General features: G+C 72.1%; 9 protein-coding genes and 1 tRNA gene. 5 read left to right on the top strand and 5 right to left on the bottom strand.

Annotation, left to right across the window (positions count from 1 at the left end; all coding sequences use genetic code 11):
• The first annotated feature begins 166 nt into the window (after positions 1-166).
• From ACR807_RS02960 to ACR807_RS02945, 4 genes are all read left to right on the top strand, one after another.
• On the top strand, positions 167-1,189 hold the full coding sequence (locus ACR807_RS02960) for a hypothetical protein (RefSeq protein ID WP_438919612.1): 1,023 nt from the start codon (positions 167-169) through the stop codon (positions 1,187-1,189).
• A 95-nt stretch (positions 1,190-1,284) separates the two neighbouring features.
• Positions 1,285-4,257 carry an NACHT domain-containing protein gene (locus ACR807_RS02955; protein ID WP_438919611.1) on the top strand — a complete coding sequence of 991 codons (2,973 nt, stop codon included), beginning with the start codon at positions 1,285-1,287 and terminating at the stop codon, positions 4,255-4,257.
• 27 nt (positions 4,258-4,284) lie between these two features.
• The gene (locus tag ACR807_RS02950) at positions 4,285-5,229 is read left to right on the top strand and encodes a glycoside hydrolase family 6 protein (protein ID WP_438919610.1); all 945 of its coding nucleotides are present in this window, start codon (positions 4,285-4,287) and stop codon (positions 5,227-5,229) included.
• Between the two features lie 150 nt (positions 5,230-5,379).
• Entirely contained in the window at positions 5,380-7,131 is a 1,752-nt protein-coding gene (locus ACR807_RS02945; RefSeq protein ID WP_438919609.1) for an ABC transporter ATP-binding protein, read from the top strand.
• A 3-nt stretch (positions 7,132-7,134) separates the two neighbouring features.
• Here ACR807_RS02945 and ACR807_RS02940 read toward each other — a convergent pair whose 3' ends face one another.
• From ACR807_RS02940 to ACR807_RS02920, 5 genes are all read right to left on the bottom strand, one after another.
• Positions 7,135-8,115 (bottom strand): pentapeptide repeat-containing protein, encoded by a 981-nt coding sequence (locus ACR807_RS02940; RefSeq protein WP_438919608.1) that lies wholly within the window; start codon positions 8,113-8,115, stop codon positions 7,135-7,137.
• Between the two features lie 60 nt (positions 8,116-8,175).
• Positions 8,176-8,598: a hypothetical protein gene (locus ACR807_RS02935; RefSeq protein ID WP_438919607.1), complete on the bottom strand. Its 423-nt coding sequence runs from the start codon at positions 8,596-8,598 to the stop codon at positions 8,176-8,178.
• A gap of 102 nt (positions 8,599-8,700) precedes the next feature.
• Positions 8,701-9,126: an OsmC family peroxiredoxin gene (locus ACR807_RS02930; protein ID WP_438919606.1), complete on the bottom strand. Its 426-nt coding sequence runs from the start codon at positions 9,124-9,126 to the stop codon at positions 8,701-8,703.
• A 129-nt stretch (positions 9,127-9,255) separates the two neighbouring features.
• A tRNA-Gly gene (locus ACR807_RS02925) sits at positions 9,256-9,328 on the bottom strand.
• Between the two features lie 27 nt (positions 9,329-9,355).
• Positions 9,356-9,754 (bottom strand): DUF7674 family protein, encoded by a 399-nt coding sequence (locus ACR807_RS02920; protein ID WP_438919605.1) that lies wholly within the window; start codon positions 9,752-9,754, stop codon positions 9,356-9,358.
• A 239-nt stretch (positions 9,755-9,993) separates the two neighbouring features.
• Between ACR807_RS02920 and ACR807_RS02915 the strand changes: the two genes are divergently transcribed.
• On the top strand, positions 9,994-11,568 hold the full coding sequence (locus tag ACR807_RS02915; protein ID WP_438919604.1) for a sigma-70 family RNA polymerase sigma factor: 1,575 nt from the start codon (positions 9,994-9,996) through the stop codon (positions 11,566-11,568).
• Positions 11,569-11,579 lie beyond the last annotated feature (11 nt).

Below are 11,579 nucleotides of genomic sequence, written 5' to 3'. Positions count from 1 at the left end.
ACGCGACTCGTGGACCGGCTCGCGGACGTGAAGAAGCCCCAGGCGCATGCGAGCAGAGGCGGCACTGGGGCGTTCGTCACCAACGATAACATTTCGACATGCCGCCCGTCGAGGTCGACGTCCCGGCCGTGTGGAACATGCTCTCCGAGCCGCGGATGGCCCCTATTTGCGGGATGCCGGTGGCGACAAGAGCGCGGCGATCGCCCTCTACGAGTGGAGCGCCCGGACCTCGTCCGCGGCCTTCGAGGTCGTGGGTCACCTGGAGGTGCTTCTCCGCAACGCCCTCGACCGCTGCCTGCGCGAGCACTTCCGGGAAGACGAGTGCGGTATCCCGTGGTTCCTCCTGCCCACCCCGGGTGGAGAGCACGTCGCCGGCGCCGTCGCCGCGGTCCGGGAACGCCTCCTGCCCCAGCGCAAGGAGTCCAGGCACCAGATCGTGGCGGGGTTGAGCTTCGGGTTCTGGTCCGGGCTGCTCGGGCCGAAGTACGAAGAACTGTGGCGCGACTGCCTGCACCGGGCGTTCCCGCACTCGTCGGGCAAGCGCAAGCAGGTGGCGGTCGCCGTCGAGCGGGTCCGGAAGTTCCGCAACCGCCTCGCCCACCACGACTCGACGATCAACGTCGACATCCCCTTCGAGATCCGTCAGATCTTCGAGCTCGCCGCCTTCATCGACGCGGACGCCGCCGCCTGGCTCGAACGGCTCAGCGCCGTGATGACGGTGTACGCGCAGCGACCGGTGACGCTGGAGGACACCGTCGTCGTGCCGGCGAAGCACGCCTGGTCCCTTTACGAGAGCTGCCGGGCCTACGTCTGCCAGGCCGGACGAGCCTTCCGACCGGTCGACCGCATCGCCTTCTACGCCGACCGCGAAGTCAAGCAGGAGGTCCCCGCCGTGCTCCACCGGCGTGACAACGTCGAGTGGAGCCCCGAGGAGGCGGCTCGGCTGCGCGGCTCGGACGACCGCGCGGACCGCAGGATCGCCGAGGTGATCGACGCATCGATCGCGAGCTGGACGGATGGTCGCTACCAGGTCTTCCTGCTGACCTCCCCGGGACATCCCTCCCACCGCCGGTTGGGCGCGGCGCTGCCGCACGGGGGGACCGGCCGTGGATCGGCGTTCGTGCAGCGGCAGCGGTACACGTCGCTCCACGCGTTGGAGACCGCCGGCACCACTGCCGATCTCCGGTGACCTGCCCCCGGCTGTTCCGCCTGCTGCGCTAACGACCACCCGGGTCGCGGACGACTACCCCTGGTAGTCCTGTTCCCGCACCGGGGGAGTCCGCGTTGCGCAAGGAGCCGTCGCTGACGTTCGAGGGTGCGCTGCGCGTCCTCGGCAAGTACGACCCCGAGTGGGTCGGGTTGCTCGACAAGGCGTTGGGCGGGGCCGTGCTCGGGGCGGGTGCGGCCGCGCTGGGGCCCGCCGGGTTGGCGGTCGTCGCGCCGCTGTGGGGGTGGGTCGACCAGAAGAACGAGGCGATGGGGCTGCTCCGGTCCCTGGTCTCGTCCCTGTCGGGGCGATTGGCCGGCGTGTCCGGTCTGGAACGCCGCGAACTCGTGGCCGCCGCCCACACGACCATCGTCGTGGCCGCGTACTTCGAGGTGTTCGAGGAGGCCGTGGGCCGTCCGCTGGTGAAGGAGTTGGCGATCACCCAGCGCGAGCGGCGCGTCCTGGCCGGCGGGGACGCGGTCGGGTGGGTGCTGTCGAACGAGGTCCCGATCCCGTCGCCGACCCGGGGGTTCCACGAGAACCTGGAGTCGTTGCGCGCCTGGTTCGGCATTCTGGACGCCCGCACGGTCGCCTTCCTGAGAGGGCTTGCCGCCTGGCCGGGCGGGGACCTGGACGGGCTCCCGGCGTCGGCCTGCGGTCGGTACGAGTCGATGTACGTGACCCTGGCGGCGGAGGTGCCGGAGTTCGCGATCTGGAGCTCGCTGGGCGAGCACGCCGCCACCCGCGCCCTGCTGACCGCGCCGACCGACGCGTTGCGGCGGGTCGAAGCGCTGCTCGGCCTGGTCGCGCGGCAGGACGTCGGTCCGGACCAACCGACTGCCCTGCGGCGCGCCAACGTCGGTGTGCTGGACCTGCCGGTCGTGCCGACCGACGCCGAGCGCTACGGGACGGACATCACGTTCCCGCCGGTCGGCGAGGTCTTCGTGAACCCGAGGTACCGGATCGCGCCCCACGTGCCGGGGTGCCGCCCCGCCGACGAGAACTGGTGGGACGAGCTGCCGGTGGCGGACGACTTCGACGTGATGATCACGTCCTACCTCCTCTCCCCGGACGCGACCCGCGTGCCGCTGCTCCTGCTCGGCCACCCGGGAGCGGGGAAATCGCTGCTCACCAAGGTCCTGGCGGCCCGGTTGCCGGCCGCCGACCACACCGTCGTCCGCGTGCCGCTGCGGTCGGTCGAGGCCGAGGCGCCGATCCTCGACCAGGTCCAGCAGGCGCTCGACAACGCGACGCACCGCCGGGTCCGGTGGCACGAGCTGACCGACCAGAGCGCGAACGCGCTGCGGGTCGTGATCCTCGACGGCCTGGACGAACTGCTCCAGGCCGCGCAGCACGACCGGAGCGCCTACCTGCGGGAGGTGGCCGAGTTCCAGCGGGTCGAGGCGCTGCAGGACCGGCCGGTGGCGTTCGTCGTGACGTCGCGGACCGTCGTGGCCGACCGCGTGACCATCCCGGACGGCGTGACGGTGGTGAAGCTGGAGGAGTTCGACGAGGCGCAGATCGGGACCTGGCTCGACGTCTGGCGACGGACCAACGCGGCGGCGGTCGGCGACGGCCGCGTGCGGGCACTGACCAGGGAGGAGGCGCTGCGGCAGCCCGACCTGGCCGGCCAACCGCTGCTGCTGCTGATGCTGGCGATCTACGCGGCCGACCCGACCACGCCGGTCCTGGAGGAGGGCACGTCGAAGTCGGTGCTGTACGAGCGGATCTTCGACAACTTCGCCCGTCGCGAGGTCTCGAAGCGCTCCGTGCCGCCGGGTGACGTGGAGGCGGAGGTGGAGGAGCAGGTCCACCGGTTGTCGGTCGCTGCGCTGGCCATGGTCAACCGGGGCGTGCAGCACCTGCGCGAGGCGGACCTCCAAGCGGACCTGGAAGCCCTGGAAGTCGTATCGCGCGGGGCATCGGGGCAGGGAAAGCGGTTGCTGGGCGAGTTCTTCTTCGTGCACACGGCGGAGGCGAACCTGCTGGGGGACGACACCGCCGAGCGGGCCTACGAATTCCTGCACGCCACGTTCGTCGAGTACCTCGTCGCCCGGTTCGTGGTGCGTGCCCTCCGTGTCGCCGCCGACGCGGCCTATGGGGGAAAGTTCGGTGCACGCGAACCTGATGACGACCTCCTCCGCGCCGTTCTGTCCCACCAGGTGTTGGCGGTACGCAAATCCACTCTGGGGTTCGTGGGGGAGATCCTTTCCGGCTTCCGCGATGAGCAGGAGCCCGTGCGACGACTGTTGACCGAGTTGTACGCCTCGTACCGGAGACGGCCTACCTCGCAGAGGTACGAGCTGTACAGCCCGACACCGGTCGACCACATCCGCCGCTTGGCCCTCTACTCGGCCAACCTGGTCGCACTGGGCGCGGAAGTCGACGTCGCAGGCGATCCGGAGGGTTGGCGGTCGACCCTCGCGCTGTGGCGTTCAGGGTTGGACGTGGACGGTCTGACCGCCATGGTCGACTTCGCCAGGTCGAAGGATTTGTCTTGTGATCCGAAGGATTACCTGTCGATGCGGCCGAGGTTCGAGCATGAGATGGCGGCACTGGAGGGGGATTTACAAAAAGCTCGGTTGATGCGGTTCGCGGCATTCGTGGGTGGCATTTTGGTGATCGACAGCCCACTTGGAGCCATGGCAGCCCTGGATGATGTCATTACGATGGCATTTGGATTCGTCAAAAATAACCTCCGTTTTCTTGTAACTCGAGATTTTTTGGGAAAATTCGATAAGGGGGGTGACGATCCTAGGGTATCTTTGGCTCTCGCCTACTATCAGTCGAATTTGTTCGAAGCTTTCGCCGAATTTCACGATCCGGCGCTCTACGCCTCGGTGAGGCCGGAAGCGCGGGCGGTGTTCCGGCTCGTGGCTGCCCGGTTCGCCGATGGCGGAGACCGGAAGGCGTGGTGGGACGAGTTGGCCCGGTCGATCCCGGAGGGGGCGGACGACAGCGGGGAGGTCGCGCCCGAACGCCTCCTGGAGCTGTTCATCGGCCCGCCTCGCAAGCCCGAGTCTCACTCAGTGAACACGGTTGATGACTAAGGGTTGCCGAGGTTGCTTCAATGCCCCATGCGCTTGTTCACCGTGATCCTGTCCACGCTCGCGGCGTTGACGAGCTTCGCCGTGCCCGCCCAAGCCGCCAGTCCCATCAGCTTGACCAGCGGTTTCTACGTCGACCCGAACTCCAACCCGGCCGTCTGGGTGCGGGGGAACGGCGGTGACGGCCGCATGGCCGCCATCCGGGACAACATCGCCACCAAGCCCATGGCCCGGTGGTTCGGCAGCTGGAGCGGCGACATCGGCCAGGCGGTCGGGTCGTTCGTCGGCGCGGCCGACTCCGCCGACAAGCTGCCCGTGCTGGTCGCCTACAACATCCCCGGCCGGGACGCGTGCGGCGGGCACTCGGGCGGCGGGGCGGGGTCTCCCGCCGCTTACCGGAGCTGGATCGCGGCCTTCGCCTCGGCCATCGGGAACCGACCCGCCGTCGTGGTCATCGAGCCCGACTCGCTGGCCGACTTCAACTGCATGACGCCCGAGCGCGTCACCGAGCGCAACGCGATGATCCGGTTCGCCACCGAGCAGTTCCGCGACCGCGCCCCGAACACGTGGGCCTACCTGGACGCGGGCAACGCCAGGTGGGTCCCGGCGAACACCATGGCGCAGCGGCTCGACGCGGCCGGCGTGCGGAACGTCCGCGGGTTCTCCGTCAACGTCTCCAACTACTACACGACCGCCGAGTCCACGACCTACGGCAACGCCGTCAACGGCTCGCTGCCCGGCTACACCAAGACCTTCGTGGTCGACACCTCCCGCAACGGCAAGGGGCACAACGGCGAGTGGTGCAACCCCGGCCAGCGGCAGCTCGGCGCCACCGCGCGGACCGGCGGGGGCGCGGAGATGCTGCTGTGGGTGAAGGTCCCCGGCGACTCGGACGGCAACTGCGGCACGGCCCCGAACACGCCGGCGGGGACGTTCGACCCGGAGATCGCCTACCGGCTGGTGTTCGGGTACTGACCCGCGGCCTACCGAGGGGTATGGCGGAGCGGGGCGAAAAACACCGTCCGGCCAGGCGAAACGGGTCCTAGGATCGCGTCGGCGCTTCCCCGCACGGCGCGGTGTGGGCCGCCGAAGCGCACCCCACGGCCCCCCAGGAGCTGCCCCGCCATGCCCCACGGCCCCCTCGACCACCGCTACCGGGGCGAGCACCCCGTCCGCACCCTGCTCTACCTGTTCCGCGAGGACCGGGGGCGGCTCGCGCTCGGCGCGGGCGCGTTCTTCGTCAAGCACAGCCCCACCTGGCTGACGCCCGTCATCACCGCGCACGTCGTCGACGTCGTGGTCGAGCGCGAGCCGCTGCTCGGCGTCTGGGTCGGCGCCGGCCTGCTGCTGGTGATGCTGGTGCTGAACTACCCGTTCGCCGTCCTCTACACGCGCTGGTGGTACGGCAGCGCCCGCCGGACGGGGCTGCGGGTGCGCTCGGCGCTCAGCCGCCGGATGCAGCAGCTGTCCATCGGCTACCACGCGCGGGTCAGCGCGGGGGTGCTCCAGACCAAGGTCATCCGCGACGTCGAGAGCATCGAGACGGCCACCCAGCAGGTCGGCGACCAGAGCCTGTCCGCGCTGGCCACGCTCACCGGCGCGCTCGTCGTGATCGGGCTGGGCGCGCCCGCGTTCCTGCCGGTCTTCCTGGTCGTGGTGCCCGTCGCGTCCGTGCTGGTCATGTGGCTGCGCGGCCGGCTGCGCGCGCACAACGAGTCGTTCCGCCAGGAGGTGGAGCGGCTGTCGTCGCGGGTCGGCGAGATGACCACGCTCATCCCGATCACCCGCGCGCACGGCCTGGAGCGCACCGCCCTCGACCGGATGGACGGCACGCTGCGCCAGGTGTTCCACGCGGGCATGCGGCTCGACGGCCTCAACGTCCGCTTCGGCGCCCTCGCCTGGATCACGCTGAACGCGCTGGGCGTCGGCTGCCTCGTCGGCTCGGCCCTGGCCGCCTACCACGGCCTGCTGGCCGTCACGCCCGGTGACGTCGTCATGCTCAGCGCCTACTTCGCCTCGCTCACCGGCGCGGTGACCACGTTGATGAGCCTCACCCCGCTGATCAGCAAGGGGCTGGAGTCGGTGCGGTCGCTCGGCGAGGTGCTCCAGGCCCCGGACCTGGAGCACAACGCGGGCAAGGCGCGGGTCGACGTCGTGCGCGGCGGCGTGCGGTTCGAGGACGTCGGCTACGCCTACCCGGGGTCGGGGCGGAACTCGATCAGCGACTTCAGCCTCGACGTGCGGCCGGGGGAGACCGTCGCGCTGGTCGGCGCGTCCGGCGCGGGCAAGTCGACGGCGCTGAACCTGGTCATCGGCTTCCTGCGGCCCACCGAGGGCCGCATCCTGCTCGACGGCGTCGACATGGAGACCCTCGACCTGCGCAGCTACCGCCGGTTCGTGTCCGTGGTGCCGCAGGAGTCGATCCTGTTCGAGGGCACGATCCGGGACAACGTCACCTACGGCCTGGAGGGCGTCACCGAGGACGTCGTGCGGCGGGCCCTGGACGACGCCAACGCGCTGGAGTTCATCGACCGCCTGCCGGCCGGGCTGGACACCGTGGTCGGCGACCGCGGCGCACGGCTGTCGGGCGGCCAGAAGCAGCGCCTGGCCATCGCCCGCGCCCTCGTCCGCGACCCGCGCGTGCTGGTGCTGGACGAGGCGACCTCGGCGCTGGACAACCGGTCCGAGGCGCTCGTGCAGCAGGCGCTGGCCCGGCTGGTGCGCGGGCGCACGGTGTTCGTCGTGGCGCACCGGCTGTCCACGATCCGCAACGCCGACCGGATCGTGGTGGTGGACGACGGGCGGATCGCGGAGGTCGGCTCGCACGACGAGCTGGTGCGGAGGGGCGGGCTGTACGCCCGGACCCAGACGGCCTGAGGGCTACCTCTTCGTGAGCAGCGTCGGGCCCACGATCTTGCGCGCGATCTTGCGCAGCTTCGACTTGGGCGTCTGCGGCGTCGCCGACGACAACGCCCTCGCCGCGGCGGAAGCGGGTGCCTGGGCGGAGGCGGGCGTGGGCGCGGAAGCCGGCGCGGAAGCGGGCGCGGCGGGGGCCGGGGTGACGGGGGCGGCCGGGGCGGGGGCCGGCGGCAGGTCCGAGATCGCCGGGAGGACGGTCGTGGCCTGCGGGTCCACCGGCGGGAGGGGGGCCGGGGCGGGCGCGGGAACCGGCGCGGGAGTGGGCGCGGGTGCGGCGACGGGGGCGGCGGTCGGCACGGAGATCGGCGCGGGCGCGGGGATCGGCGCGGGGGCGGGCGCGGTGACGGGGAGCGTGCCGCTCACCGGCAGTGTCGCGGGCACCGTGGCCCCGCCGAGCTGAGCGCCGCCGAGCTGAGCGCCGCCGAGCTGAGCGCCGCCGAGCTGAGCGCCGCCGAGCTGAGCGCCGCCGAGCTGAGCGCCGCCGAGCTGAGCGCCGCCGAGCTGAGCGCCGTTGGGCTGAGCGCCGTTGAGCTGGGCCCCGCCGAGCTGAGCGCCGTTGGGCTTGGCGCCGTTGACCGGCGCGCCGTCGAACTGGGGGGCGGGCGGCTCGCCGAGCAGGATCGCGAACGGCGGCTTGGCGCGCTGGCCCTGCCGCCCGTCGGGCGGGGTGGGCTCGATCAGCGCCGGGATGAACGGACGCCCGACGCCCGGGTGGGCGGGCTTGGTGGACACCGGTGCGGACATCGGGGCGGACACCGGCGAGGACACCGGGGCGGGAGCGGGTGTGGCGACCGGCGGAGGGGTGCTGACCTGCGCCGCGACCGGCTTCACGTTGGTCGCGGTCATCGGTTCGGACGTGGGCCACGCGGGCTCGGAGAGCACGGCGACGGGCTTGATGCGGACCGTGGGGGTGTCGTTGCTTCGCTGGGGCTGTGTGGGCACCTGGCTTGACGTCACCCCTCGATCTTGCCAAAACACGGTCGGTAGTCCAGGACGGGTGAGTCAGCACCACCAGCCGCACGGCCTGCGCGTCGTGGTCGTGGTGGTCGACGTGGTCGTGGTCGGCCGGCGCGTGGTGGTCGTGGTCTGCCTGGTCGTCGTGGTGGTGGGCGTGGTCGTGGTGATCGCCTGCGACGTGGTCGTCGTGGTGGTCCGCGACACGGTCGTGGTGGTGGTCACAGCGGTGGTCGTGGAGGTCGTCGTCGTGGTGCTGCTCGACGTCGGCACCCCGCCCGTCGGCGACTCGGCGCGGCTGGGCGGCTCGCTGCCCTTCACGACCACGATGTGCCCGACGTCCGACGGCGCGGGCGGCGCGGGGCCGTCCCCGGTCGCGGTCAGCGTGGAGAAGCCGACGAGGGCCGCGACGGCCGCACCGACGAGGGCCCCCAGGGCGAGCCGTACGGGTCCACCCGACGCGGTGAGCATCCACCACCACTACCGGGCATCCCTCAACCGGGTCAAATCGGGCCGAAGTACTGGTACCGGCCCGGAACTTCGGGTATCGGGCCGGTACCAGTGGTCACGCGGTCACGCGAGGGTGGCGGTCAGCGTGATCTCGGTGCCCGCCAGCGCCTGGCTGACCGGGCAGTTCTTCTTGGCGTTCTCGGCGGCCTCGGCGAACGCGTCGGCGTCCAGGCCGGGCACGACCGCGGTGACGGTCAGGTGGATGCCGGTGATGCCGGTGCCGGGCTTGAACGTCACCTCGGCCGAGGTGTCCACGGTCTGCGGCGGGGTGCCCGCCTGCGCGAGGCCGTGCGACAGCGCCATCGAGTAGCAGGACGAGTGCGCGGCCGCGATCAGCTCCTCCGGGCTGGTCTTGCCGTTCGCCGCCTCCGCGCGGGAGGGCCAGCTCACGTCGAACGAACCGACGCCCGAGGACTCCAGGGCGACGTTGCCCTTGCCCTCCAGCAGGTTGCCTTCCCAGTGCGTGGTCGCCTTGCGGGTGGTGGCCATGTCTGCAACTCCGTCTTCGACGAGGAAACCCTTCGCCGCCAAACCTAACGGTCCACCGGGGGCCGCGCCCGCACCAGTGGTCGACAACGTGAAAGGCCCCCGGTGCGGACACCGGGGGCCTTTCACGAGAGCGGATGACGAGACTCGAACTCGCGACCCTCACCTTGGCAAGGTGATGCGCTACCAACTGCGCTACATCCGCCTGACACGAAGAACTATAGACCATGCCTCAAACGGCGTTCGCACCGGGGGGTGGCACCCGGGTCAACAGGCGGTCCACCTCGGACAACCGCTCCTTCGACCACCGCCACTCCCACAGCGGGCGCACCCGGTCGACGACCTCCGCCGGCAGCCACGGCGCGACCTCGTCGCGCAGTTCCCACTCGTCGAACACGTGCTCGTAGAAGCTGACCACCGACGCGTCCGACAGGAACCGCTCCGGCTGCCGGAAGCACCAGTGGGCGAATTCGTAGACCCGGCGGAGCGCCTCGCGGTCGCCGTCCCGGTGCGCCTCCAGGGCCAGTTGCCACAGCTCCGAGAGGAACACGTGGCACGACCAGGACTCGCGCTCGACGACGGCGCTCAGCTCGGGGAGGAGGGCGGAAGCCCTTGTGCGCCAGTCGACCACGCGGCAGGAGCGTACTCGCCGCGCGACCCCCCGGAACGCCACCGACCACCACCTGACGCCCACCCGTGACCGGTCCGTCACCGGGAGCGTTGCGGGGTGCGGGTGCAGCGACTGACCCGAACGGCCCACACCGTCCGGCTGGTCTTCGGTATCGGGTCGCTATCACTTCGGAGCGCGGACCACCCGTTTGTGGCATCTTGACGAGCGGACCACAGGGCGGGCGGGAGGTGCCGGGCGGGATGGCCGGAGATGCCGATTTCGACCGGGAACTGCTCGCCAGGGTCAGGGCGGGCGACGACGCCGCGTTCGGCGAGCTGTTCACCCACCACGCCGACGCCGTTCGCCGGTTCGCCCTGCGGCACGTGCGCGAGCACGCCGAGGCCGACGACCTGACCGCCGAGGCGTTCTTCCGGGTGCTCCAGGCGATCCGCCGGGGCAACGGCCCCACCGACCACGTGCGCACCTACCTGCTGACCGTCGCGCGCCGGGTGGCGTGGGAGTGGAGCGGGCGGCGGCGGGACGTGCCGGTGGAGGACGAGGAGCTGAGCAGGCGCGTCGAGCCGTTCCCCGACGCCACGGCGAACCGCCCCGAGCACACGCTGATCTCGCGCGCCTTCACGAGCCTGCCGGAGCGGTGGCGCACCGTGCTGTGGCAGGTCGAGGTGGAGGGCGCCCGGCCGTCCGCGGTCGCGCCGAGCTACGGCCTGAGCCCCAACGCGATGGCCGCCCTGGCCCGCCGCGCCCGGGAGGGCCTGCGCGCGGCCTACCTCCAGGCGCACCTGGCCGAGGACACCGGCCCGCGCGCGTGCAGCTCGGTGGTGGCCAAGCTCGGCACGTACGTGGCGGGCGGCGTGCAGGGCGCCGAGCACAAGCGCATCCGCAAGCACCTCCGGACGTGCTCCTCGTGCAACGCGCTGCACGCCGAGCTGACCGAGGTCTGCTCGTCGCTGCGGGCGCACGCGGCCCTCATGGCGGTACCGGCGGCGGTGACCGCCCTGGCCACGACCTCGCTGGTCACCGGCCCGCTGGCGGCGACCCCCCTCGTCTCGGCACCCCTCGTCTCGACCCCCCTCGTCTCGGCACCGCTGATCTCCACCCCCTTCGTCTCGGCACCGCTGCTCGCGCCGGCCGCGGCGGGCAAGGCCGCGCTGCTCACCGGCCGGGTCAAGCTGGTGCTCGCGGCGGCGGCGTCGGCCGCGGCGGTCGGCCTGTTCGGGGTGCTGGCGGGCGCGTTCACCGGCGCGCCCGGCCCCGCCCTCGTGCAGCCCGGCCCGGACGGCGCGCCCGGCGGGCACGTGCTGGCGCTGTGCACGACGACCGGACCGACCGCGACCGGCACGGCGACCAGCGAGACCTCGCCCGCCGCCGCGGCGTGGGTCGCGCACACCAGGACCCAGGCCCGCACGGTCACCGCGCCCCCGGCGGCGTCCGCGACGACGACCGCCGACGCGGTGCCCGGTCAACCGGCCGGCGGCACCCCGGCGTCCGACCGGCCCGGGGCCCGCCTGCTGACCGACACCGCCCCGAGCACGTCCGGGGCCGTCCCCGGCCCCGGCGGGTCGGCCACCCCGGCCGGCACGACCACGGGACCCACCAGCGCCGGACCCACCAGCGCGGGCTCCACCGCGGTGGAACCCACCACCGCGAAGCCCCCGACGACCACGTCCCCGGTGCCGCCGTCCGACACGGCGCTGCTGGCCACGACCACCACCGCGTCCGCCGAACCCGGACCCGGGCCGACGAGGGCGGAACCGGTCACCACGCCCACCACGGTGACCCTCTACCCGACACCGACCGCTCTCACACCCGCGTAACTGCGGGTTTT

This window comes from Saccharothrix sabaoui (assembly GCF_051756985.1).
In the GTDB taxonomy this organism is placed as follows: Bacteria; Actinomycetota; Actinomycetes; order Mycobacteriales; family Pseudonocardiaceae; genus Actinosynnema.
Note: the sequence above shows the minus strand (reverse complement) of the source record. Positions and strands in the feature narration are given on the sequence as shown.

Excerpts from the sequence above, each read along its gene's own strand:
- ACR807_RS02930 (WP_438919606.1), bottom strand. The coding sequence starts at position 9,126 with ATGGCCACCACCCGCAAGGCGACCACGCACTGGGAAGGCAACCTGCTG.
- ACR807_RS02935 (WP_438919607.1), bottom strand. The coding sequence starts at position 8,598 with ATGCTCACCGCGTCGGGTGGACCCGTACGGCTCGCCCTGGGGGCCCTC.
- ACR807_RS02950 (WP_438919610.1), top strand. The coding sequence starts at position 4,285 with ATGCGCTTGTTCACCGTGATCCTGTCCACGCTCGCGGCGTTGACGAGC.
- ACR807_RS02945 (WP_438919609.1), top strand. The coding sequence starts at position 5,380 with ATGCCCCACGGCCCCCTCGACCACCGCTACCGGGGCGAGCACCCCGTC.
- ACR807_RS02915 (WP_438919604.1), top strand. The coding sequence starts at position 9,994 with ATGGCCGGAGATGCCGATTTCGACCGGGAACTGCTCGCCAGGGTCAGG.